This window comes from Streptomyces sp. CC224B, assembly GCF_030010595.1.
Taxonomy (GTDB): Bacteria; Actinomycetota; Actinomycetes; order Streptomycetales; family Streptomycetaceae; genus Streptomyces; species Streptomyces longispororuber.
Window position 1 is genome coordinate 1 of sequence record NZ_JASCXL010000065.1, and the last position, 26,394, is coordinate 26,394.

Consider the following 26,394-nt stretch of genomic DNA (forward strand, 5'->3'; position numbering starts at 1 on the left):
CCCCCCCCCCCCCCCCCCCCCCCCCCCCCCCCCCCCCCCCCCCCCCCCCCCCCCCCCCCCCGCCCCCCCCCCCCCGCGCCCCCCCCCCCCCCCCCCCCCCGGGGCCGGCGGGGGCGGCGCCCCCGGGGGCCCCCCCGGCGCCGGGGCGGCGGGCCGGGCGGACGGAGGTGCCCCACTCCCCTGCCCGCCGCCCGCCCCGCTCCTGTCCGAGGCCCGTGCCGCCGCGGTCCCAGAGAAGAGGAAGATCCCGTGTCCAGCCCGCTCCCGGTCCCCGCGGCCTCCCTTCCGGTCCCCGGGGCCTCCGCACCGACGGCGCACCGGGTGCGGGTGACCGTCACCGCCCCCGATCCGCTCAGCCGCGAGGGAGCCGTCAGCCTGTTGCGCCGGCGCCCGGAGGTCGAGCTGTACGAGGGCCCCGGGCCCGCCACGGTCGCCCTGCTCATCGAGGACGCGCTCGACGAGTCCGCGCTCGCCCGGCTCCGGCGCACCGTGCGCGGCGGGGACACACGGGTGGTGCTGGTCGTGGGCGCGGTCCGCGAGCACGAGCTCCTGGACGTCATCGAGTGCGGCGTCGGCGCCATCGTCTGGCGCCGCGAGGCCACCACGCACCGCCTGGTGCGGGCCGTCCTGACCGCCGCCGGGGGCGGCGGCGACCTGCCCGCCGACCTGCTGGGCCGGCTCCTCGGCCAGGTGGGCCGCCTGCACCGCGGCGGCGCCGGCCGCCCGGGGTTCCTGCCGGGGCTCACGCCGCGCGAGGTGGACGTGGTGCGGCTGGTGGCCGACGGGCTCGACACGTCGGAGATCGCCTGCAAGCTGTCGTACTCCGAACGCACCGTCAAGAACGTGATGCACGGCCTCACCACGCGTCTGCACCTGCGCAACCGGTCGCACGCGGTGGCCTACGCCCTGCGCGAGGGCTACATCTGACCGGCCGGAGTTCCGCGACGGCCCCTGGGCGCACAGCACGGAAGCTGCCTCCGCCCCGCTCCCGGTCCCCGTACGCCCTCGCCCAGCAGCCCAGAAGGACGGCGAACCCATGAGTCCCAGGCAAGGCCGATCCCTGGCCGCGCACAACTTCGGCCTCCAGATCGACGGCGTGCTGGTCGAGTACCTCTCCGAGGTCAGCGGCCTCACCATCGAGCAGGACGTCGTCGTCAGCCCGCGGAACACCGCCCAGGGCCGGATGGATCTCACCGTCCTGCCGGGTGTGCAGAGGAACGGGCAGTGCACCGTGGTACGCGGCGTGACGCAGTCGGCCTCGTTCACGCGGTGGATCAACGACTCCGTCAACGGCCGCACGGGCACGGCCCGCAAGCACGCCTCCATCGTCCTGATGGACCACGAGGACAACCCCGTGCGGTGGTACCACCTGCGCAACGCCTGGTGCAGCAGGATCGACGTCGGCACCCCGCAGGCCGGTGAGGGCGCCGTGCTCACCGAGACCGTGACCATCGTCTTCGAGGAACTCGTCATCGAGTGAGGCGCCGCGCGACCGCCCCGCGCGACCGCGTCCGGCGACCGCGTCGGGCGACCGCAGGCGCGTGCACGTCGACAGCCGCGGCCGCGTTCACGTCGGCGGCACCGGCCGTGTTCCCGGCGGCCACCACACCCTCGTCGACGGCCTCTACTGTGTTCCCGGCGGTGTCGGCCGCGGCTGTGCCCGCGCCGCCGGAAACACCTCGATCGGGTACGCCTGGTGACGCGAACGACCCCGACAGCTCCCGCCGGTTCGTGGGGGGCCGCGGGGCTTCGGGGCCGGGCGGAGCCACCGGGCGTACCTCGGCCGCGGGTCCCGGCAACCGGCCGGGCCCCGCGGCCTCCACGACCGTCGCGCGCACTCCCCCGGGCCCCGGCGCGGGCGTCCCCGAGCGGGCCCGTGCCGACCTCCGGCGGGTGTGCCGCCCCGGCGTCCGCCTCGCGGTGACCGAGCCGTGCATCGCGGCCGCGGGCCTCTTCGCCGGGGGTCCGCGGGCTGTTCGAGCCGGTGCCCGGGTGCGGGAACAAGCCGCGCCGGGCGGAGGACACGCGCGCCCTGGGTCAGCTCCGGGGCGCCCTCCCCGGCGCCGCGGTGCCCCTCCGCTTCGGCGTCCGCCGCGGAAGCCGAAGCGGAGGGGCACCGCACCGGCCAGGCCACTTCGGCCGGGAAGCCGGGCCGGGCGCGGCGCCGTGCCGAGGTCCGGGTTCGGGCACACGCGCGTCCCGGGGCGTGGCCGAGGACGGGAATCCGCTTTTCGGCAAAGGGAAAAACCGGCCACGCTCACAGCCGAGGCGTGGTTGACGTATCGTGATCGTTCCGTTGTCATGTCGACGGGACTTTGTCACTCGGGCGCCCCATCGCACGACTCGTCCGGAACACGGGCCGAACGCCGCGCTCTCGATGCCGCGGCAGTCGCACCGACGACAGCACCTCTTTCTCCGCTCCCTGAACCTGTGCCAAAGTCCTGTGCGGCACCACTCCGGAGTCGACCGCGAACCGGCGGGGTAATCAAATCCATTGCCGGTACAGGCGAGTTGTCGCTCTTTCTTTCCCGGAGCAGGCGAAAGCACGGGCACGTTGCAGCAATTCGCGCGTCAGCAGCGGGGCGGATCCGATCCATCCACGGCGGGTCCGCGCATGCGACGAACAGGAGCAGACGCAGGTGATCCCTCTTTTTTCGGTGCGGCGTGGTGCGTGGTTCACGGAATGGCGCGCGGACGACGGTGCCCGGTCCGGGCGGACGCTGGAGCTGCGCCTGGGCGGTGCGCCGGAGGCGGAGGCGCTGGCCTCGGCGGTCCGGGACGTCACGGGCGCCGAGGACGGCGACGGTGTTGGGGCGGTGCGCCGCGCGGCGGACGGCCACGCGGTGCGGCTCGCCGTCCCGCAGCCCGGCCACGGGCGCCTCGCCCCGCTGGTACGGGACCTGGAGGCCGCCTACGCCGGGCGGCTGCGGGGCGGGCGGACGCCGGGACACCCCGACGCGACCGAGCCGACGGGCCTCGCCGACGCGGCCGAGCCGACGCGCCTGCCCCACGCGGCCCTCGGCACGGTGGAGTTCGTCCTGGACCACGGCCTGCTGCGCGCGGTCGAGGAGGCCGCCCGGGCGTCCGACGTCACGGCTCCCGTGGTCCTGCGGGCGGCGTTCGCGGTGCTGTCGCGACGGCTCGGCGGCGGTGCGGGCCTGGCGCTGGGGCTGCCGGTCGCGGGGTGCCCCGCCGGGGCCAGGGAGTCCGGCGCGTCCGGGAAGCCCAGTGCGTCCGAGGAGCCCGGCGCGTCCCTCGTGCACCTGCTCTCCGGGGCCCCGGCGGTCCCGGCGGACCTGTGGCGGGGCGACCCGTCGTTCGCCGCCCTGGCGCGGTGGCTGTACGACCGGGAGGCGGACGCGGACGGCGGCGCCCTGCCGTTCGCGCTGTACGAGGCACGGGACGGGCTGGGCGGCGGCGGGGCCGTCGCGGTACTCCAGTACGACGGGACCGTGGGCGGGCACGGGGCGGCGACGTCCCTGGCGCGGCGGTTCGTGCGGGTGGTGCGCCAGGTCGCGGCCGAACCCGGGCGCCGGGTCGGCACGGTGGACGTGCCCCTGACGCCGGTGGAGCCGCACGACCTGGCGGCGTGGGAGCGGCGGTATCCGGGCCTCGCGGAGGTCTGGCCGCTCACGCCCCTGCAGGCGGGGCTGCTGTTCCACGCGCGGCTCGGCGATTCCTCGCGGGACGCCTATCTCATGCAGTTCGTCATTCATCTGCGCGGCCGCGTCGAAAGCGAACGCATGCGGGCGGCCGGCCAGGCCCTGCTCGACCGGTACGCGAATCTACGCGTGGCTTTCGCGGCGCGTTCCGACGGAGATCCGGCACAAGTCGTGGTGGCGGGCGCGAAGCTGCCCTGGCGCTCCGTCGACCTGGTGACGGAAAGCGCCGGAATGCCTGCCGACGAAGGTTTCCGGGCGCTGGCGGCCGCCGAATTGAGCACGCCTTTCGACGTGGAAGTCCCGCCGTTGCTGCGGATGCTGCTCGTACGGACGGAAAAAGAGCGGTACGAGCTGGTCGTGACGGCTCATCACGTCCTTTTCGACGGGCTTTCGCTGCCGTTTCTGGTCAAGGATCTCCAACGGTTCTACGGGGCGCGCGGTGACGGTTCCGCGGTGCCGAGGAGGCCCGCGTACCGGGATTTCCTGGTGTGGCTGGTGGGGCAGGACCGCGACGCCGCCGCCCGGCGGTGGGCCGAGGAACTGGCGGGGGTCACGGGGCCGACGCTCTTGGCCCCGGCCCTCGACACGGGGCCCGGAGCCCAGGCCCTCGACACGGAGCCCGAGGCCCCGTCAGGCCCCGGAACCCCCGCACCCGATCCCCCCGCCCCCGACCGCCCCGCCGCCCCGGTCGCGGACACCGGCGAAGCCGACGTCGCCCTGTCCGCCGCGACCGCGCGGGCCCTGGCCCGGCGGGCCGAGGAGCTCGGCGTCACCCTGGACACCGTGGTGCGGGGCGCCTGGGCGCTGCTCCTGGGCGGCCTGACCGGGCGACGCGACGTGGTCTTCGGCACGACCGTGCCCGGACGGCCCGAGGCGGTGCCCGGCGCGGCCGCTATGGCCGGGCTCTTCGTCAACACGCTCCCGGTACGGGTGCGCCTGGCGCCCACGGACACCGTGGGGGACGTGCTGCGCGGCCTGGAGGAGCGGCAGCGCGCCCTCCCCGGCCACGCCTGCGGCCTCGCCGACATCCAGCGGGCCACGGGTACGGGCCCGCTGTTCGACACCCTGGTGACGTCCGAGACGTACACCGTGGAGCCGGGGGGCGAGGGTGACGACGGTGTCGAGGTCACCGGGGTGCGGGCCGGTGCCGGGACGCACTACCCGCTGACGGTGGCCGTCACCCCCGGGCCGCGCCCGCGCGTGGTGCTCCAGTACCGGCGCCCTTACGTCGGCCGCCGCGCCGCCCGGGCCGTCGCCGACCGCCTCGCGCGCGTGCTCCGGCAGGTCGCCGACGACCCCGCGGCGACCGTCGCCCGCCTCGACCTGCTCACGCCCACCGAGCGGGCGGACCTCCTGACCGGGCACGACGACACCGATCCGGTCACACCGGACACCCTGCCCGGGCTCTTCGCGCGGCACGCCGCCGCGGCTCCCGACGCGGTGACACTCGAGTACGGCACCGAGTCCTGGACGTACGCGCGGGTGGAGGCGCGCGCCAACCGGATGGCGCGCGAGCTGCTCCGGCGCGGCGTGACGGCCGAGACGGTGGTGGCGGTGTCGCTGCGGCGCTCGCCCGACCTGGTGGTGACGCTGCTCGCCGTGATGAAGGCGGGCGGCACCTACCTGCCCGTCGACGCCACCTATCCCCCGGACCGGATCGCCTACCTGCTGGCGGACTCCGGCGCCCTGCTCGTGGTGGCGGACGAGGCGACGGCAGCGCGCCTGCCCGACGCGGGCGTGCCCGTGCTGCGGTGGGACGATCCGCGGACCGCCGCGGCGGTGGGGCGCCTCGACGACCGGCCGGTCACCGACGACGAGCGCGGCGGGCCGCTGTCCGTCGCGCACACCGCGTACGTCATCTACACCTCGGGATCGACCGGCCGGCCGAAGGGGGTGGCCGTCACGCACTCCGGCGTGGCCGCGCTCGTCGCCTCGCAGCGGCGGCGGCTCGGCCTCTCGGCCGCCTCACGCGTGCTGCAGTTCGCGTCGCCGAGCTTCGACGTCTCGGTCTACGAGGTGTGCATGGCGCTGCTCACCGACGCCACGCTGGTCCTCGTCCCGGAGGACGAACTGGCCCCCGGTCCCCCGCTGACCGGGACGGTCGCCGCGCACCGCGTCACGCACGTCTTCCTGCCACCCGCGGTGCTCGGCGCGCTGCCGGCGGACTCGCTGCCCGCGGTCGCCTCGCTGGCGGTCGGCGGCGACGCGGCCACGCCCGAGCTCGTGACCGCGTGGGCCGGGGGCCGGGACCTGGTCAACGCCTACGGGCCGACCGAGACCACCGCCATCGTGACCTTCAGCGACCCGCTCGTCCCCGACGGCCGCACCCCGCCCATCGGCCGCCCCGTCGCCTACACCCGCCTGTACGTGCTCGACGACGCGCTGCGCCCCGTGCCGCCAGGGGCGGTGGGCGAGCTGTACGTGGCGGGCGCGTCCCTGGCACGCGGCTACCTCGGCCGTCCGGGGCCGACCTCGGACCGCTTCGTCGCCTGTCCGTACGGCGCGCCCGGGGACCGCATGTACCGCACCGGGGACGTCGTCACCCGCCGCCGCGACGGCCAGCTCGTCTTCCACGGGCGGGCCGACGACCAGGTCCAGATCCGCGGCTTCCGCGTCGAACCCGGCGAGGTCCAGGCCGCGTTGAGCGCCCACCCGGGGGTGGCGCGGGCAGTGGTCGTCGCCGACGAGCGGGACGGCGACCGGCGCCTGGTGGCCTACGTGGTGCCTGCGGCGGGCTCGGCCGCGCCGCCCGCCGGGGAGCTGCGGGCCTTCGTGGCCGAGCGGCTGCCCGCGTACATGGTGCCGTCGGCGGTCGTCCCCCTCGCCGCGGTCCCGCTGAGCCCCAACGGGAAGCTGGACCGGCGCGCCCTGCCCGCGCCCGGCCGCGGCGGCGCGGCGGAGGGAGGGCGGGCGCCGCGCACGGCCCGGGAGCGGGCCCTGTGCGCGCTGTTCGCGGAGGTGCTCGGCGTCGAGCGCGTGGGCATCGACGACGGCTTCTTCGACCTCGGCGGGCACTCCCTGCTGGCCACCCGCCTGGTCAACCGGATCCGGGCCGACCTGGGCGTGGACGTCCCGATCCGGGAGGTGTTCACGACGCCGACGGTGGCGCGCCTCGCGCGGTACGTGGGCGCGCGGGCCCGGTCGTCGCGTCCCGCGCTGCGGCGGGCCGGCGCCCGGCCCGCGCGGGTGCCGCTGTCGTTCGCCCAGCACCGCCTGTGGTTCCTGCACCGCTACGAGGGCCCTTCGGCGACGTACAACCTGTCGTACGTCCTGCCGCTGAGCGGGGACCTGGACGTGTCCGCGCTCGCGGCGGCGGTGCGGGACGTGGTGGCCCGGCACGAGAGCCTGCGCACGCTGTTCGTCGCGGACGAGAGGGGCGTCGCCGCGCAGGTCGTCGTGGAGGAGGACGAGGTCGACCTGGAGGTGCCGGTGCGCGAGGTCGCGCCGGACGCGGTGGACGCCGCCGTGGCGGAGGAGGTCGCGTACCGGTTCGACCTGGCGGCGGAACTCCCGGTGCGAGCGTGCCTGTTGCGCCGCGGCCCGGACGAGCACGTGCTGGTCCTGCTGCTGCACCACATCGCCGCCGACGGCGAGTCCATGGGCCCCTTGGCCCGCGGCCTGGCCACCGCGTACACCGCCCGCCGGCAGGGCCACGCACCCCGGTGGCCCGAACCCGGCATCACGTACGCGGACTACACCCTCTGGCAACGCGAGCTGCTCGGCGACGAGGACGACCCCGACAGCCTCCTCACCAGGCAACTCGCGTATTGGCAGGCCGAGTTGGCCGGTGTCCCGCAGCCGCTGCGGCTGCCCGCCGACCGGCCGCGTCCGCCGGTGGCGAGCCACCGGGGCGACACCGTCGCGTTCGCCCTCGACGGCGACGTCCTGGCCGCCGTCGAGGAGGTCGCGCGAGCGCAGGGCGCCACCGTGCCGATGGTGCTCCAGTCGGCCCTCGCGGTGCTGCTGCACCTCATGGGCGGCGGCGACGACCTCACCCTCGGGGTGCCCATCGCGGGACGGACCGACGAGGGCCTCGCGGATCTGGTGGGGTTCCTCGTCAACACCTGGGTGCTGCGCGCGGACCTGTCGGGCGACCCGTCGTTCGAGGACGTGGTGCGCCAGGTACGGGACAAGGCCGTCACCGCGTACGACCACCAGGACCTGCCCTTCGAACGGCTCGTCGAGGCCCTGAACCCGCGCCGGTCCCCCGCCCACCACCCGCTGTTCCAGGTGATGTTCGCCTGGCGCACCACGGACCACGAGGTCTTCGACGTGCCGGGGCTGCGGTCGGCCTTCGCGCTGGCGCCCACCCGGACCGCGAAGTTCGACCTCACGTTCGCGCTCGACGCCACGCCGGGGCGCGGCGTCGCGGGCCGTCTGGAGTACGCCACCGACCTGTTCGACCGGTCCACCGCCGAGGCGCTGGCGGCCCGCTTCACGCGTCTCGTACGGCAGTTGGCGGCCGAGCCGCGCGTGCGGCTGCGGGCGGTGGACCCGCTGGGGCCCCGGGAGCGGGAGCGGCTGCTGCGTGCCTTCAACGACACGGACGTGCGCACGCCCGACCTGACGGTTCCCGCGCTCTTCGCGCGGCGGGTGGCCGCCGCGCCGGACGCCGTCGCGGTGGTGTGCGGCGACACCTCCCTGACCTACCGCGAGCTGGACGCGCGGGCCGGCCGCCTCGCACGCGAGCTGGTGCGGCGCGGGGCGGGCCCGGACACCCTGGTGGCCGTCGCGCTGCCGCGCTCGGCCGAGCTCGTCGTGGCACTGCTTGCCGTCGTGCGGGCGGGGGCGGCCTACGTACCGGTGGACCCCCGGTATCCGAGCGCCCGCCTGGGCCTGGTCCTCGCGGACGCGGACCCCCGCCTTGTGGTCACGGACGCGGCGACGCGGCACGTCCTACCCAACACCCTTGGTGCCCCCGGCGCCCCTGACGCTCCCGGCACCCCTGACGCCATGGGCGGGCTGCTGCTCCTGGACGAGCTGGACCTCGGCACCGGCCCCGGCGCGGAGCCTCCGGCCGCGCTGTCGCCGCAGCACCTGGCCTACGTGATGCACACCTCCGGCTCCACCGGCGTCCCGAAGGGCGTCGGCGTCACGCACCGCGGCGTGGTGCGGCTCGCCCTCGACCGCGTGTACGCGGGCACCGGCCACGAGCGCGTCCTGATGCACTCGACGCAGGCCTTCGACGCCGCCACGTACGAGCTGTGGGTGCCGCTCCTGACCGGCGGCACGGTCGTCGTGGCCCCCGCCGGACCCGTGGACCCGGCGGCGCTCGCGGCGGTGGTCGCCGAGCACCGGGTGACCGGGCTCCTGGTGACGGCGGGCCTGTTCCGGGTGGTGGCCGAGGAGCTGCCGGAGGCGTTCAGGGGCGTCCGCGAGGTGTGGGCCGGCGGCGACGTGGTGCCCCCGGCCGCGGTGGAGCGCGTCCTGGCCGCCTGCCCCGGCACCGCCGTCGTCGACGCCTACGGCCCGACGGAGGCCACCGTGGCCGCCTCGGTGCACAGGATGGAGACGGCGGCCGACGTCGGCGCCGTCGTCCCGATCGGGCGTCCGCTCGACAACACCCGCCTGTACGTCCTCGACGCGGCGCTGCGCCCGGTCCCGGCGGGCGCGCCCGGCGAGCTGTACATCGCGGGCGACCGGCTCGCGCGCGGCTACCTGGGCCGCGGCGCCCTGACCGCGGAGCGCTTCGTCGCCTGCCCGTTCGCCGGGCCCGGGGAGCGCATGTACCGCACCGGCGACCTCGTGACCTGGACGGCCGACGGCCGCCTCCTCTACCAGGGCCGCGGCGACAGCCAGGTGAAGGTGCGCGGCTTCCGGATCGAGCCGGGCGAGGTCGAGGCCGCGCTGACCGCGCACCCCGGCGTGGCGCAGGCCGTCGTGGTCGCCCTGGCGGGCCCGGACGGGGGCGGACGGCTCGCGGCGTACGTCGTCCGGGCCGGCGAGGGCGGCATCGCGGGCGTCGGCGACATCGACTTCCACGTCGGCGTGAGCGCGGCGGAGCTGCGCCGGTTCGTGGCGGACCGGCTGCCGGAGTTCATGGCCCCGGCGGCGTACGTGCTGCTCGACCGGCTGCCGCTGACGCCGAACGGCAAGCTGGACCGGGCGGCGCTGCCCGAGCCGGAGTTCACCGCCGGCGCGTACCGGGCGCCCGGGTCCCGGCGCGAGCGGATCCTCGCGGAGGTGTTCGCCGACGTGCTCGGTCTGGAGCGGGTCGGCGTCGACGACGACTTCTTCGCCGTCGGCGGGGACAGCATCCGTTCCATCCAGGTCGTCTCCCGCGCCCGGGCGCGGGGCGTGGAGGTCACCCCGCGCCAGGTCTTCCAGCACCGGACGGTGGCCGGCCTGGCCCGGCTCGCGCCCGCCGGGCCGGACGGCGGCGCGGGGCACGGGGCCTCCGGCGCGCTCGCCGAACTCGACGGCGGCGGGGTGGGGTTCGTGCCGCTGCCGCCCATCGCGCGGTACGTCCGCGCGCGCGGCGGCTCCCTGGACCGGTTCGCCATGTCGGTCCTGGTCGACCTGCCCGAGGGCATCGACCGGCCCGGGCTGCTCGCCACCCTGGACGCGGTGGTCGACCGGCACGACGTGCTGCGCTCGCGCCTGGTGACCGGCGGCGACGCGGGCGAGGGGCTGCTGGTGGGGCCGCCGGGCTCGGTGGACACCGGGGCGCTGCTGCACCGCGTGGACCGCGCCGGGCCCGCGGGCGCGGCGGACGCCGGGGCCGGGGAACCGGGTGCCGACGAGCGGTGGCGGCGCGTGGTAGCGGCGGAGCGGGAGGCGGCGGCGGACCTCCTCGATCCGGCGGCCGGGGTGATGGCGCGGTTCGTGTGGTTCGACCCGGGCCCCGCGGCGGGCGCGGGGCGGCTCCTGGTCGTGCTGCACCACCTGGTGGTGGACGGCGTGTCCTGGCGCGTGCTGCTGCCGGACCTCGCGGCGGCCTGGGCCGACGTGCGCGCGGGCCGGACGCCCGCGCTGCCCGCGGGAGGCACCTCGTACCGGCGGTGGGCGCACGCGCTCGTCGCGGAGGCGGACAGCGACCGCCGGGCGGCCGAGCTGCCCCGGTGGCTGGAGGCCGTGGACGGCCCCGACCCGGTGCTCGGCACCCGGCGGTTCGACCCGGCGGTGGACGTCAGGGCCACGGTGGACACGGTGCGCCTGCGGCTGCCCGCCGAGGTCACGCGCACGCTCCTGACCACGCTGCCCGCGGCCTTCCGCTGTGGGGTCAACGACGGTCTGCTCGCGGGGCTCGCCCTGGCGGTGGCCCGGCTGCGCCGGGCGCGGGGGGTCGACGAGCCCTCGCTCCTGCTGGCCCTGGAAGGCCACGGCCGCGAGGAAGCGGCGGTGCCGGGCGCCGACCTGTCGCGTACGGTCGGCTGGTTCACCAGCATGTTCCCCGTGCGCCTGGACGTGTCCGGGTGCGACGTCGACGAGGCCTTCGCGGGCGGCGCCGCGGCCGGCCGCGCGGTCAAGGCCGTCAAGGAGCAGCTCCTGGCCGTGCCCGACGGCGGCATCGGCTACGGGCTCCTGCGCGAGCTGAACCCGCGCACCGCCGCCGTGCTGCGCCCGCACCCCACCGGGCAGATCGGCTTCAACTACCTGGGCCGGTTCTCCGCCGCCGACATGCCGGAGCGGCTGCGCGGCCTCGGCTTCACCCAGGTCGCCGAGGGGGGCGGGCCGAGGGCCGCGATGGGCGCGGAGATGCCCGCGCTCGCCGCGGTGCAGATCAACTCGATGGTCGTCGACACGCCGCACGGCCCGTGCCTGGACGCGGAGTTCGAGTTCGCCGCGGGCGCGGTGGACCGGCCGCGGGTGGCGGAGCTCGCGGAGCTGTGGGCCGCCGCCCTCGGCGGGCTCGCCCGCCACGCCGAAGGGCCCGGCGCGGGCGGGCTCACGCCCTCGGACGTGCCGCTGACGCCGGTGTGCCAGCGGGACCTCGAGGCCTGGGAGCGCCGGTACCCGGGGCTCTCCGCGGTGTGGCCGCTGACCCCGCTCCAGTCGGGTCTGCTGTTCCACACGCTGTACGCCGACGGCGAGCCGGACGCCTACCACGTGCAGTTCGTGCTCCATCTGCGCGGGCCCGTGGAGGCCGCCCGGATGCGGGCGGCCGGGCAGGCGCTCCTCGACCGGCACCCGAACCTGCGGACGGCCTTCGTCGCGGGGACCGACGGCGACCCCGTCCAGGTGGTGGTGGACGGGGTGGAACTGCCCTGGCGGGAGGTGGACCTGACGCGTCCGGCCGCTTCGGCTTCGGCTTCGGCTTCGGCGGAGGACGGCGGCACGGCGGGGGCCGGGCCGGGTGCCGCCCCTGAAGACCCCCGGCAGGACGCCGTCTTCGAGGCCCTGCTGGCCGACGACGTGCGGACGCCCTTCGCCGTGGCGGAGCCCCCGCTGCTGCGGATGGCGCTGGTGCGCCGCGCCCCGGAGCGGTCCGAGCTGGTCCTGACCGCGCACCACCTGCTGTTCGACGGCTGGTCGCTGCCGGTCCTCACCCAGGACCTGCTGCGGCTCTACGGAGCGGGCGGCGACGGTTCCGCGCTGCGGCGCGCGCCGCGGTACCAGGACTTCCTGGCGTGGCTGGCCGGGCAGGACCGGCAGGCCGCGGTCCGGGCGTGGGCCGAGGAGCTGTCGGGGGTGACGGAGCCGACGCTGCTGGCCCCGGTGGCGGCGCACGCGGGGACGGCCGATCCCTCCGCCGAAGGGTTCGGCCAGGTCGAGGTGGACGTCCCCGTGGACCTGGCACGGGGCCTCGCCGCCCGCGCGGCCGAGGCCGGCGTGACCCTGAACACCGTGGTGCAGGGCGCCTGGGCGCTGCTCGTCGGCGGCCTGACGGGCCGGGACGACGTGGTGTTCGGCGCGACGGTGTCCGGCCGCCCCGGCGCGGTGCCCGGCGTCGACACGATGGCCGGGATGTTCATCAACACGCTGCCGGTACGGGTGCGGTGCGCGCCCGCCGACCGCCTCACCGACGTCCTCACCCGCCTCCAGGACCGGCAGGCGGCGCTGCTCGACCACCACCACTGCGGCCTCACCGAGATCCACCGGGCCACGGGGACCGGCGTCCTCTTCGACACCCTGGTCGCCTTCGAGTCGTACCCCGTGGACCGGGTCGGGTTCAGCGAGGCGAACGCGGCCGCGGGCATCGCGCTCACCGGCATCCGCCCGCTGTCCGGCTCCCACTACCCGCTGACCGTGATGGCCGCCGCCGACCCCTGGCTGCGGCTGACGCTCCAGCACCAGCGGAACGTCGTCGACCGCGACACCGCCCGGGGCCTCGCGGACCGCTTCCGGCACGTCCTCGCCCAGCTCGCCGCGCGGCCGGACCTGCCCGTCGGCAGGCTGGAGGTGCTGACGGCGGCGGAGCGGGAGCGGCTGCTGCGGACGCTCAACGACACGGCCGCGCCGCTGCCGGAGCGCACCGTCGTCGAGCTCTTCGCGGACCAGGTCCGGCTGCGGCCGGACGCCCCCGCGGTGGTCTGCGGCGACGCGTCCCTCACCTACGCCGGGCTCGACGCCCGTGCCGGCCGGATCGCACGGGCCTTCGTCGGGCACGGCGTGGCCGCGGAGACCGTCGTGGCCCTCGCGCTGCCGCGCACCCCGGACCTGATCGCGGCGGTCCTGGGCGTCCTCACGGCGGGCGGCGCGTTCCTGCCGCTCGACCCGAGGCACCCCGCCACCCGGCTCGGCCACATCCTGACCGACGTGGGCCCGGAGCTGGTCCTCACCGACGCCGCCACGCTCGGGAAGCTGCCCCGGACGGACACGCGGGCGGTCCTGCTCGACGACCTCGCCGGCCCGGGAGCGACGAAGCCGACCGGTCCGACCGCTCCGACCGCTCCGACCGGTCCGACCGGTCCGGCGGGCGGCAGCGTCCAGGTGCCCCCCGCCCCGCGCCCCGAGCACCTGGCGTACGTCATCGCCACGTCCGGGTCCACGGGGCGTCCCAAGGGCGTGGCCTTCACCCACGCCAACCTCGTCAACCCGTTCCCCGACCTGGCCGAGCAGCTCGGCGCGCCGGGCGGCCGGATGCTGACCGGCACCTCCATCGGCTTCGACATCGCCGCCTTCGAGATCCTCTGCACCCTCATCACCGGCGGCTGCGTCGAGCTCGTCCGCGACGTCCTCGCCCTCACCGAGCGCGACGCCTGGGACGTCGACGTCCTCAGCTCCGTGCCGTCGGCCTTCGCGGAGATCGTCGACCGGCTCGACGGGCGCGTGCGCCCCCGGGCGCTGATCCTCGCGGGCGAGCCGCTGCCGCCGCCCCTGGCCGCCCGCGTCCGCGACCCGTGGCCCGGGCTGCGGATCGTCAACGGCTACGGCCCCAGCGAGACGTACTACGCCACCAGCCACGTCCTGAGCCCCGGCCGTGACTACGCCCAGGGCGTGCCGATCGGCCGCCCGCTGCGCAACGTACGCGTCTACGTCCTCGGCCCCGGCCTGACCCCGGTGGCCCCCGGCGCCATCGGCGAGCTGTACGTCGCGGGCCCCGGCGTCACCCGGGGCTACCACCGGCGGGCCGCCCGCACCGCCGAGCGGTTCGTCGCCGACGCGTTCGGCCCGCCGGGCGGCCGCATGTACCGCACGGGCGACCTGGCCCGCTGGAACACCCGCGACGAACTGGAGTACGCGGGGCGCGCCGACTTCCAGGTGCAGATCCGCGGCCACCGCGTCGAACCGGGCGAGATCGAGGCGGCCCTCGCCACCCACCCCCGGGTGGACCGGGCGGCCGTCGTCGTCCGGGGCGCCGCCGCGGCAGCCCGGCTGGTCGCGTACGTCGTCCCCGCCGCCGGCGGCGGCCCGCTGCCGCCCGCCGAGCTGCGCGCCTTCCTCGCGGAGCTGCTGCCGGACTACATGGTGCCCGCCGCCTTCGTCGCCCTGGACCGGCTGCCCCTCTCCCCCCACGGCAAGCTCGACCGCGCGGCGCTGCCCGACCCCGACCCCGCCCGCACCGCCGCCTACCGGGCGCCGCGCACGCCCCGGGAGCGGACGCTGTGCGCGCTGTTCGCCGAGGTGCTCGGGGCGGAGAACGTCGGGACCGCGCCCGTGGGCATCGACGACAGCTTTTTCGACCTCGGCGGGCACTCCCTGCTGGCCACCCGGCTGACGAACCGGATGCGCGCCGCCCTGGGCGTGGACGTGCCGATCCGGGAGGTGTTCGCGTCGCCGACCGTGGCGCGCCTCGCGGAGTGCGTGGGCGCGCGGACGCGGTCCTCGCGTCCGGCGCTGCTGCCGGCCGAACCCCGGCCCGCGCGGGTGCCGCTGTCGTTCGCACAGGACCGCCTGCGGTTCCTCGACGAGCTGGAGCCCCTGCCGACGTACCACCTGCCGCTCGTGGCCCGGCTGCGCGGGGATCTGGACGTGCCCGCGCTCGCGGCGGCGGTGCGGGACGTGGTGGCCCGGCACGAGAGCCTGCGCACGCTGTTCGTCGCGGACGAGCGGGGCGTGGCGGCGCAGGTCGTCGTACCGGAGGCCGACGTCGTCCTCGACGTGCCCGTACGGGACGTCGCGCCGGACGCGGTGGCCACGGCGGTGTCCGCGGAAGTGGGCCGCGCCTTCGACCTGTCGGTGGAGATCCCGGTGCGGGCGTGCGTGCTGCGCTGCGCCCCGGACGAGCACGTGCTGGTCCTGCTGCTGCACCACATCGCCGCCGACGGCGAGTCCCTGGGCCCCCTGGGCCGCGACCTGGCCACCGCCTACGCCGCCCGCCGGCAGGGCCGCGCACCCCGGTATCCCGCACTCGGCGTGACGTACGCGGACTACACCCTTTGGCAACGCGACTTGCTCGGCGACGAGGACGACCCCAACAGCGTCCTGTCGCGGCAACTCGCCTACTGGCGCACCGAGTTGGCGGGGATTCCGCAGCCGCTGCGGCTGCCCGCCGACCGGCCGCGCCCGCCGGTGGCGAGCCACAAAGGTGACACCGTCGCCTTCCGGATCGCTCCCGAGGCGCGGGCAGGGCTCGACGACGTGGCCCGTGCGCACGGCGCGACCGTGCCGATGGTGCTCCAGTCGGCCCTCACGGTGCTGCTGCACCTCATGGGCGGCGGGGACGACCTGACCGTGGGCTCGTCCATCGCCGGGCGCACGGACGAGGGCCTGGCGGATCTGGTGGGCTTCTTCGTCAACACCTGGGTGCTGCGCGCGGACCTGTCGGGCGACCCGTCGTTCGAGGACGTGGTGCGCCAGGTGCGGGACAAGGCCGTCACCGCGTACGACCACCAGGACGTGCCCTTCGAACGGCTCGTCGAGGCGCTGAACCCGCGCCGGTCCCCCGCCCACCACCCGCTGTTCCAGGTGGCGTTCTCCTGGCAGCACGGCACGGGCGAGCTCGAACTCGCCGAGCTGAAGACCACCCCGGAACCGGTCGTGACGGGCACCGCGAAGTTCGACCTGCTCTTCCAGGTCGACGAGGCCTCCCAGGACGACCGGCCTGCCGGGCAGGGCCTCTCCGGGCTCGTCGAGTACGCCACCGACCTGTTCGACCGGTCCACCGCCGAGGCACTGGCCGACCGGTTCACCCGTCTCGTCGGCCGGCTGGTGGCGGACCCCGGGGTCCGCCTCGCCGCCCTGGACGCGCTGACGCCCGCCGAGCGGGACCTGCTGCGTGCCGTGAACGACACCGCCGCGCCCACCCCCGCGGTGACGGTTCCCGCGCTCTTCGCGCGGTGGGTCGCCGCCGCGCCCGACGCCGTCGCGGTGGAACGCGGCGACGACATCCTCACCTACCGGGAGCTCGACGCGCGGGCCGACCGGCTCGCCCGCCTCCTGGTGCGGCGCGGCGTGCGCCCGGAGTCGCCCGTGGCCGTCGCCGTGCCGAGGTCTCCGGAGTACGTGGTGGCGGTGCTGGCCGTCCTGAAGGCCGGAGCCGTGCACGTACCGCTGGCGCACGACCACCCGCCCGAGCGTCTGGAGTCGCTGCTGCGGGACGTCCGCCCGGCGCTCCTGCTCACCGCGTCGGGCGTGGCGGACGGGCTGCCCGAGGGCCCGTGGCCGCGGCTGGTCGTCGACGCTCCCGGCACGGTCGCCGCCCTGGCGGCCGAACCGGGCGAGGCCCTGCCGGACGCGGGGCTGCCCGACCGGCTGGCCTACGTCATCCACACCTCCGGGTCCACCGGTGCGCCCAAGGGCTCCGGGATCACCCACCGCGCCCTGGTGGACCTGGCGGTGGACCGGCTCTGGCCGGACGCCGCCCGGGAGCGGCTGCTGCTGCACCACGCGCCGACGTTCGACATGGCCGTGTTCGAGATGTGGGTGCCGCTCCTGGGCGGTGGCACGGTCGTCCTGGCCCCTCCGGGCAGGCTGGACGTCGACACGTACACGCGGGTGGTCACCGAGCGGCGGATCACCTCGCTCCTGTCCACCCCGGGCCTGCTGTCCCTGCTCGCCGACGCCTTCCCGCCGGGCCTCACCGGGCTGCGCGAGGTGTGGTCCGGCGGTGAGGCGCTGCCCCCGGAGACGGTGGCGCGGCTGCTCCGCGACCAGCCGCGGGCGGCGGTCGTCAACGGGTACGGGCCGACGGAGACCACGGTGTTCGCCACCCACCACCGGATCACCGCCGCCGACCGGATCGCCGCGGACGACCGGATCGGCGCGACGGTCCCGATCGGACGGCCGCGGGACAACGTGCGCGCACATGTGCTCGACGCCCTGCTGCGGCCCGTGCCGACGGGGGTGGAGGGCGAGCTGTACCTCGCCGGTTCCGGGCTGGCGCGCGGCTATGTGCGCCGCGCCGCGCTCACCGCGGAACGGTTCGTGGCCTGCCCGTTCGGCGGACCCGGCGAACGCATGTACCGGACCGGCGACGTGGTGGCGTGGACCCGGGACGGCGGGCTGCTGTTCCACGGCCGCGCCGACGACCAGGTGCAGATCCGCGGCTTCCGGGTGGAGCCCGGCGAGGTGGAGGCGGCCCTCATGACGCACCCGGGGGTGGAGGGGGCGGTCGTGGTCGCCCTGGAGAGCCCCGGCGGCGGCGGGAAGCGGCTGGTGGCCTACGTGGTGGGGGCGACGGGGTCCGGGGGGCCGGACGCGGGCGGCGGGGCCAGCGGGGTGGTCGGTGGTGGTGCGGGTGCCGCTGGCACCGCTGGCGGTGGGGATGACGGAGGCCGGGTTCCCGCCGGTGGTGGCGGAGTGCCCCACAGCCCGGTGTCCGCCAGGGTGCCCGGGCCTCGCACGGTCGAGAGCCTGCGCGGCCACCTCGCCCGGCGGCTGCCGCCGTACATGGTGCCCGCCGTGTTCGTCTCGCTCGACGCGTTCCCGCTGACCCCGCACGGCAAGGTGGACCGCCGGGCCCTGCCCGCTCCCCCGGAGCCCGGGGCCGGGCCGGGCACCGCCCCGGCGCGGCCGCGCACGCCCACCGAGCGGGCGGTGGCGGCGATCTGGGCGCAGCTCCTCGACCGGGACGAGGTCGGCGTGCACGAGAAGTTCTTCGAGGCCGGCGGGACCTCCCTCTCCCTCCTCACGCTGAGCCGCCGCCTGGCGGGGCTCGGCACGCACCCGGTGCCGTTGAGCGCCCTGTTCGAGCACACCACGGTCGAGGCGATGGCCCGCCTCGTCGACGGCGCCCCTCCCGGCGCACCCTCCGACGAAACGAGGTACGAGCTATGACGCACCCGAGCCCTGCCGGCCGGGAGGCCGTGGCGGTCATCGGGGTGGCCCTCGCCCTGCCCGACGCCGACGACCTGGACACCCTGCACCGCAACCTGCTCGACGGCCGGGTCAGCGTCCGGGCGCCGGGCCGGGACCGCGTCCACCACGCGGGGGCGCCCGCGGACACCGACTACGTACCGCTGGCCTACCTGGACCGGATCGACCTCTTCGACCACCGGTTCTTCGGACTGTCGCTGCGCGAGGCCGAGTTGATGGACCCGCACCAGCGGATGACCGCCCAGCTCACCCACCGGGCGCTGGAGAACGCCTGCTACGCGCCCCGGGCCCTGAAGGGCTCGCGGACCGCGGTGGTCCTCAGCACGCCCGAGCCGCACTACGCGAGCCTGTACCAGGACGACGACCCGCAGCAGCTCCTCGGCTCGCACCCGTCGGCCACGGCCGCGCGGATCTCGTACCTGTTCGACTTCGCCGGGCCCGCGCTCGTCGTGGACACCGCGTGCAGCAGCAGCCTGACCGCGCTCGCGGTCGCCGTGGACCAGCTCCGCGACGGGCGGGCGGACCTCGCGCTCGCGGGCGGGCTCAGCCTGTACCCGGTGCTGATCAGCGCGCGCGACTACGTGCCGATGCTCGGCATCGGGTCGGCCGAGGGCGCGTGCCGTCCCTTCGACGCCGCCGCGGACGGTTCCACCGGCGGCGAGGGCGGCGGACTCGTCGTGCTCAAGCGCCTGAGCGACGCGCTCGCCGACGGCGACCACATCCACGCCGTGGTGCGCGGTGTCGCCGTCAACCAGAACGGCTTCCGCGCCACGAGCATGAGCGCGCCCAGCGCCCGGGGCCAGTCCGACGCGATCGTGGAGGCCTGGCGGGAGGCGGGCGGGGCCCCGCCCGACTACGTGGAGTGCCACGGCTCGGGCACCCGGCTCGGCGACGTGATCGAGGCCGAGGGGCTGCGCCAGGCCTTCGCCGAGGTCGGGGTCGACACCCCGTGCGGCATCAGCAGCGTCAAGGGCAACATCGGTCACATCAACCACGCCGCGGGCATCGGGGGCCTGTTGAAGGTCCTCGCCGGGCTCCGGCACGGCACGCGGTACCCGAACCCGGGCTTCAGCACGCCCAACCCGCTGATCGACTTCAGCGGCCCGGTGCACGTCGACGCGGAGGCGACGCCCTGGGAGCCCGCGCCCGGCCGGACCCGCCGGGCCGGCGTCAGCTCCTTCGGCCTGACCGGCACCAACGTGCACGCCGTCGTCGAGGAGCCGCCCGCCGCGCCCGCGGCGCCCGCCGCGCCGGAACCGGGGGCCGAACTCGTCACCCTCTCCGCCCGGTCCCCGCGGGCCCTGGCCGCCTACGCGGAGCGCGTCGCCGGCTTCCTCGACACCACCGGGCACCGGCTGTCCGACGTCGCCCACGCGCTGAACCGGGGCCGCGACGACCACCCGTACCGCTGGGCCGGCGTCGCGCGCGGCCGCCGCGAGCTGGCCGCCGCGCTGCGCGCGGCACCCCTCGCCGAGCGGGAGCCCGCCGCGACGGCCCCCCTCGTGCTGCTCTTCTCCGGCGACGCCGACCTCGGTGACGAGACCTGGGCCCCGCTGCGCGCGGCCTTCCCCGGCCTCGACGACGAGGCCGGTGGCGCGGACGACACCGGGCCCGGCGCCCGCCTCGTCGCCCGGCAGCTCACGGCGTACCGGCTGGCACGCGCCCTCGGCCTGGCCGAGGCGCGCCTGGTCGGCTCGGGCGTCGGCAATCTCTCCGTACGGTCCGTGCAGGACCCGGCGGCGGCGGACGAGGCCCTCCGGAAGGCCGCGGACACGCCCCTCACCGGCCGGGTCGACGAGTCCGGCCTGCGGCGCGCGGCGCGCGGCCTCGTCGACGAGGGCGCCGTGGCGGTGGAGCTGGCCGCGGACGGCACCCTGGCACGGGAACTCGCCCGGGTCGCCCCGGAGCTGCCCGTCGTCCGCCTCTACGCCGACCCCACGCGCGACGGCGTGCTCGCCGCGCTCGGCAGGCTCTACGCGCTCGGCGCGGACCTCGACTGGGACGCGTACTACGCGGGTGCCGAGGTCCGCCGCGTCGAGGCGCCGACCTACCCGTTCGACGCCGACGAGGTGTCCTGCTGGTGCCTGCCGCCGGGCGGCCCGCTGCCGGTGCGGACCCCGGCGCCCGAGCCCGCGCCGGAGCGGGGTGCCGCGGCGCGCGACACCGGGACCGGGCCGAGCGACACCCGGGCCCGGCTGGCCGCGCTGTGGACGCGCGTCCTCAAGGCCGATGAGGTCGGCCCCGACTCCAACTACTTCGAGCTGGGCGGCACGTCCATCGCGGGCATCACCGTGCTGCGCGAGGCCGAGGAGCACTTCGGCGCCCGCCTGACCTTCGCCGACCTGCACCGCCACCCCACCCTGGGCGCGCTGGCCGCGCGCATCGACGCCGTGCGCGCGGCGGGCTCCGGACGGGACGACTGGACGATCACGCCGCTGCCGCGCCCCGGCCGCCTGCCGCTCTCCTACAACCAGGAACAGCTCTGGTACCTGGACCGGCTCAACCCGGGCAGCCCGCTGTACAGCATCCCCGCCAACACCCGCTACCTCGGCGACTTCGACCTCGGCGCGTTCCGCGGCGCCCTGCGCGACGTGGTGGACCGGCACGAGGTGCTGCGCACCCGCATCCTGGACGAGGACGGCAGGCCGTACGCCCTCGCCGACGTGACCGAGCCGCACGTGGAGTTCCTCGACCTCTCGGCGCTGCCGGAGGAGCGGCGCACCGAGGAGCTGGCGCGCGTGATCACGGCGGAGGCGCGACTGCCCTTCGACCTGGGCAGCGGTCCGCTGCTGCGCACCGTGGTCGTCAGGGCCGCCGAGCGGGACCACGTGGTCCTGCACACCGTGCACCACATCGCCTTCGACGGCTGGGCCCCCGCCGTGTTCTTCCGCGAGCTGTCCGCCTGCTACACCGCCCGGGTCACCGGAGGCGACGCCGGGCTTCCCGAACTCCGCGTGCAGTACGCGGACTTCGCGGCCTGGCAGCGGAACTGGCTGGACGCGGACCGCGTCGAGCGCGGCCTGCGGTACTGGCGGCGGCAGCTGGCCGACCTGGACTCCCCCGAGCTGCCGCTGGACCACCCGCGCCCGGCCGCGCAGTCGTACCGCGGCGACTACGTGAAGTTCTCGCTCGACGAGGACCTCGCCCGGCGGCTGCGCGCGTTCAGCGTCGGCGAGAGCACCACGAGCTTCGTCACCATGCTCGCCGTGGTCGACGTCCTGCTGCACCTGTGGGCGGGCCACCGGGACGTGGTCGTGGGCGCCGCGACGACCGGCAGGTACAACCCCGTGACGCACGACCTGATCGGCTACTTCAACAACCTGCTGCCGTTCCGTACGCGGGTCGACCCGGGGATCGGCTTCCGCGAGCTGGTCGGCCGGTGCGCGGCCACCGCCACCGGGGTCCTCGACCACGAGGAGATCCCGTTCGCGCGGATCGTCGCCGACGCCGACCACCGGGACCCGTCACGGCACCCGGTGTTCACGGTCTGCTACACCCACCAGAACACCGCGGCCGCCTCCTTCGACCTGGCCGGTCTGCGCCCGGTCGCCCTGGAGGGGGCGCTCGCCGGGGTCTCGGGCGTCGCCCCGGGCACCTCGAAGTTCGACCTCACCTTCGGCCTGTACGACCAGGACGACCGCCCCATGGAGGGGTACCTGGAGTACGCGGTCGACCTGTTCACCGACGCCACCGCGCACCGGCTGGTCGCGCTCTTCCAGAGCGTCGCCGAGGCCGTGATGAGCGACCCGGACCGGCCGCTGGCCGAACTGGCCGGTCTGGCCGGCGACACCGGCGGTGTCGGCGGTGTCCCCGCGCGTCCCGCCGCCGGGGCCTCGCCCCTCGCCGGTGAGCCCTCACCCCTCGCCGCCGGGACCTCCCTGCTCAGCGGCGGGCGTCGCGACCTCCCGGACACGCGCCTGGTCGCCGAGGTCTTCCAGGAGCACGCCGCGCGGCGCCCCGAGGAGGTGGCGGTGGTCGACGCCGCCGGGGAGCACACCTTCCAGGACATCGACCGGCGCGCGAACCGGCTGGCCCGGGAGCTCGCCGCCCACGGCGTCGGCCCGGACGACGTCGTCCCGGTGCTCGCCGCGCGCGGGGCCGACCTGGTGGTCGGCTGGCTCGGGGTGCTCAAGGCGGGGGCGGCCTTCGCCCCCCTCGACCCGACGGTGCCCGAGCAGCGCCTGCGGTCCCTGCTCGCCGGGGTCTCGGCCGCCGCCCTGGTCCTCGGCACGGGCATGACCGCCACGGGCCCGGACGGCGTCCCGGTCGTCGGGATCGCCGCCACCGCGGCGGACCCGGGCCCGGCCCCCGACGCGGAGGAGGGCGGCCCGCCACCGCTGCGCGCGGGCCTGCGCCACCTGGCCTACGTGGTCCACACCTCGGGCACCACCGGGCACCCGCAGGGCTGCGAGATCGAGCACGGCGGGATGCTCAACGCCCTGACGTGGTACGGCGACCGGGCCGGGATCGGGCCCGGGGACCGCAGCGCGCAACTGGCGGCCGCGGGCTTCGACATGGCCGTGCTCGAGGTCATGGCGGCCCTGTACCGCGGCGCCTCCGTCCACTTCGTCGCGGACCCGCTGCAGACCCCGGCCGCGCTCCTCGAAGAGCTGGCCGAACACCGCGTCACCGTGGCGTGCATACCGTCGCCGCTCGCCGAGACGGTCCTCGCGGAGCTGCCCGACGTGCCGGGCCTCGCCCTCCGCCTGGTGTACACGGGCGGCGACCGGCTGCGGGTGCGTCCGCCGCGGCGGACGCCGTTCGACCTGTTCAACCTCTACGGGCCGACCGAGTGCAGCTTCTTCGTGACCGGCAGCCGGGTGGCCGACGCCGAGGCCGCCCCGGACACCGCCCCCGACATCGGCCGGCCCCTGCCCAACGTCCGCGTGCACGTCCTGGACGACCGGCTGCGCCCCGTGGCACGCGGCGAGCGCGGCGAGGTCTACCTCGGGGGCACCCACGTCGGCCGCGGCTACCACGGCAGGCCGGGGGCGACCGCGGCCCGGTTCGTCGCCGACCCGTTCGCGGACGGGCCCGGCGCGCGGGTGTACCGCACCGGCGACCTGGCCCTGGTCCGCGCCGACGGCACGCTCGAGTTCCACGGCCGCGCCGACGACCAGCTCGAACTGCGGGGCCAGCGCGTGGAACCGGCCGAGGTCGAGCGGGCGCTGCTCGCGCACCCGCGCGTACGCGAAGCCCTCGTCCACGGCGCCGAGCAGCCCTCCGGCGCCCCGCTCCTGGTGGCGCACGTCGCGGGCGACGACGTGCCGGACGAGGCCGAGCTGACCCGGTGGGTGGCCCGCGCGCTGCCGGAGTACATGGTGCCGGGCCGCGTCCGGCGCCACGCCGCACTGCCCAGGACCCACCACGGAAAACTCGACCGCCGGATGATGAGGAAGAGGGACATGGCCGACCGCGACACGACGAACGAGCTGACGACGGTGGTCACGGCGGTGACGCCGGGCACGGTCCTCGACGACACCGGGCGCGAGGCCGAGCGGGTCCTCGCCGCGATCTGGACCGAGGCGCTGGGCGTCGCGCGGGTGGCGCCGGAGGACAACTTCTTCCGCATCGGCGGCGACTCGCTGCTGAGCGTGGGCATCGCCTCGCGGGCCACCCGGGCCGGGTTCCCGCTCACCCCGCACGACGTGCTGAGCCATCCGACGCTGCGCGACCTCGCCGCGGTCGCCGCGAAGGGCGCAACCCCCGACGCCGCGCCCCGGCCCGTGGCCACCGCCGTGCCCGCGCCCGCGCCGCGCGAGCCCGTGCCGCCCGCGCCCCTGGTACGGGCCCTGCTGGAAACGGCGCCCGACGGCGCCCGGGACTTCGTCACGCCCTTCCTCCTGGAGACGGCGGCGGGCATCGGCGCGGACGCGGTGCGCGCGGCCTTCGACCGCCTCGTCGAGGTCCAGGAGCCGCTGCGCTACCGGTTCCGGCACAACAGCCTGGGCTGGCGCATCGAGTGCGCCGAGTACGAGAGCGCCCGCGTCCTCGACCACCGCGTGCTGCCGCCGCTGGACGAGGAGCAGGTGGAGGCCCTTCTGGAGGCCGACCTCGACGAGCTGCTCGCGGACGTCGACCCGGGGCGCGGCCCGGTGCTGCGGGCCAGGTTCTACGACCGCGGCGCCGGCCGGCCGGGGGTGGTCGTCGTCGTGGTGCACCACTTCGTCTTCGACTCCACCTCGTACGTGCCGCTCCTCGAGGACCTGAACGCGGCCCTCGCGGGCGACGCCCCGACGGCACCGCGCCGGGCCGCCTGGCGCGAGTGGACGCACCTGCTGCGCGCCATGGCCGCGTCCGACGAGGTCGCCGGTGAACTCCCGTACTGGAAGGGCGTCCTGAGCGCGGGCGCGGGGGTGCGGCCGGTGCCCGAGAACGGCACCGCCGACGCGCCCCCCGGGCTCGTCCGCCGCAGGGTCGACGCCCACCCGGTCGCGGCGTCGCTCACCGAGAGCGGGCCCACCGGCCAGAGCGCCGCGCTCGCCGCGGTCGCCGTGGCCTGGTCCCGCTGGCGCGGCGAGCCCGACGCGTACCTGAGCACGGTGGGCATGGGCAGCGCGCCGAACGCGCTGTGGCACGGGGACCGGACCGACTCCGTCGGCTGGTTCACCCACCTGTTCCCGATGCACCTGCGCGTCCCGGCCGGCGCCCGGGTCGCGCAGACCCTGCCGGGCGCCGACCAGGTCCTGCGCTCCGTGCCCAACGACGGGATCGGCTACGGCGTCCTGCGCCACCTCAGCCCCGCGACCCCGGCGGTGGCGGGCGTACGGGCGCTGCCCGAGCCGCCGGTCCTGGTCGAGCACGTGGCCAACGGCAACGACGGCCTGACCAAGCTGGGCGGCCCCGCCGTGCGGCCCCGGCCGACGCCCCTGGTCAGGCTGGGCCGGTCGCTGCTCACCCAGGTGCCGGTCGTCGTCGAGACCCACGTCCTGGACGGTGCGCTGGAACTCGGCGTGATCCACCGCGGTTCCGTCGCCGCCGCCGACATGGAGGCCTTCGCCGACCACCTGGTCGAGGCGTTCACCGAGCTCGCCGCCGACGAGGGCCGCTGAGTGCCCCCGCTGACGGCGGTCAAGGCGGTCGCCTGCCACCAGCCGGACCAGGTGCTGCCGGTCGCGGAGCTGCCGGGGCTCGCGGAGCTCACGGAGGGCGAGCGGGAGACCTGCGCGCGGCTCGGGATCGACGAGGTGCGCGCGGACGCGTCGCTGACCGCGTTCGACCTGGCCCTGCGCGCGGCCCGGCAGGCCCTCGCGGAGGCGCGGCTCACCGCCGCCGAGCTCGGCGCGCTGGTGCTCATCGACGCGCGCGTACCGGAGACGCTGATGACCTCGGCGGCCACCCGGCTCCAGGCGGCGCTCGGGGCCGAGCGCGCGCTGACGTTCTCGGTGGGCGGTCTCGGCTGCGTCTCCCTCACCCCGGCGCTGCTCACGGCCCGGGGGCTGCTCGCCGCCGACGGGGACCTGGACAACGTCCTGGTCGTGCACGGCAGCAAGCCGCCCACCCCGCTGCGCTACCGCCACCCGGTGACGGTCAGCGGCGACGGCGGCGCCGCGGCGGTGCTCGGACGCCGCGGCCCGGTCCGCGTCCTCGACATCGTCCAGGAGACCAACGGCGACCACTGGGACCTGTTCCGCGTCGACTACCGGGACCGGCCCACCGCGCGGTGGCGTGAGGAGTGCCGCGACATCCCGCAGTACTCCTTCCGGCTGGCCGTGGAGTCCCGCATCCGGCTGCGCGAGCTGTACGAGCGCCTCCTCGCCCGCAACCACCTGACCGCCGAGGACATCTCCTGCCACCTCAGCCACAACCTCTCCGAGGGCACCTTCCGGTTCACCGAGGAGGCCCTCGGCGTCAAGATCAGCCCGACGTGCTCCGACAACCTCCGCCGGTACGGGCACCTCGGCCCGAACGACGTCCTGCTCAACCTGCGGACGGAGCTCGACCGGGGCGGCCTGGCGGAGGGGCAGCGCGCGGTGCTGCTGAGCGCGAGTCCGGTCGCCGCGTGGAGCCTGCTGCTCGTGGAGGCCGGTGACGGCGCCGCGACCCATTACCTGTGAGTCGCCCGTAAGTCGCCCGTAAGTCGCCCGTAAGC

Annotated in this window: 6 protein-coding genes; all 6 read left to right on the forward strand. The window is 76.6% G+C overall.

Annotated elements, in window-relative coordinates; translation table 11 throughout:
* The first annotated feature begins 321 nt into the window (after positions 1-321).
* The 6 genes from QK440_RS24810 to QK440_RS24835 all read left to right on the forward strand — a co-directional run bounded on the left by QK440_RS24810 (position 322) and on the right by QK440_RS24835 (position 26,359).
* Positions 322-927, forward strand: coding sequence for a response regulator transcription factor (locus QK440_RS24810; protein WP_282795437.1), 606 nt, complete (start codon positions 322-324; stop codon positions 925-927).
* Between the two features lie 109 nt (positions 928-1,036).
* Positions 1,037-1,480 (forward strand): phage tail protein, encoded by a 444-nt coding sequence (locus QK440_RS24815; protein ID WP_282795412.1) that lies wholly within the window; start codon positions 1,037-1,039, stop codon positions 1,478-1,480.
* Positions 1,481-1,541: 61 nt separating this feature from the next.
* Positions 1,542-1,700, forward strand: a complete 159-nt coding sequence (locus QK440_RS24820) for a hypothetical protein (RefSeq protein WP_282795413.1) — start codon at positions 1,542-1,544, stop codon at positions 1,698-1,700.
* A 939-nt stretch (positions 1,701-2,639) separates the two neighbouring features.
* Positions 2,640-18,263 carry a non-ribosomal peptide synthetase gene (locus tag QK440_RS24825; RefSeq protein ID WP_282795414.1) on the forward strand — a complete coding sequence of 5,208 codons (15,624 nt, stop codon included), beginning with the start codon at positions 2,640-2,642 and terminating at the stop codon, positions 18,261-18,263.
* Positions 18,260-25,354 (forward strand): non-ribosomal peptide synthetase, encoded by a 7,095-nt coding sequence (locus tag QK440_RS24830; RefSeq protein WP_282795415.1) that lies wholly within the window; start codon positions 18,260-18,262, stop codon positions 25,352-25,354. The genes QK440_RS24825 and QK440_RS24830 overlap by 4 nt, the downstream gene beginning before the upstream one ends.
* The gene (locus tag QK440_RS24835; RefSeq protein ID WP_349239319.1) at positions 25,355-26,359 is read left to right on the forward strand and encodes a 3-oxoacyl-[acyl-carrier-protein] synthase III C-terminal domain-containing protein; all 1,005 of its coding nucleotides are present in this window, start codon (positions 25,355-25,357) and stop codon (positions 26,357-26,359) included.
* Positions 26,360-26,394 lie beyond the last annotated feature (35 nt).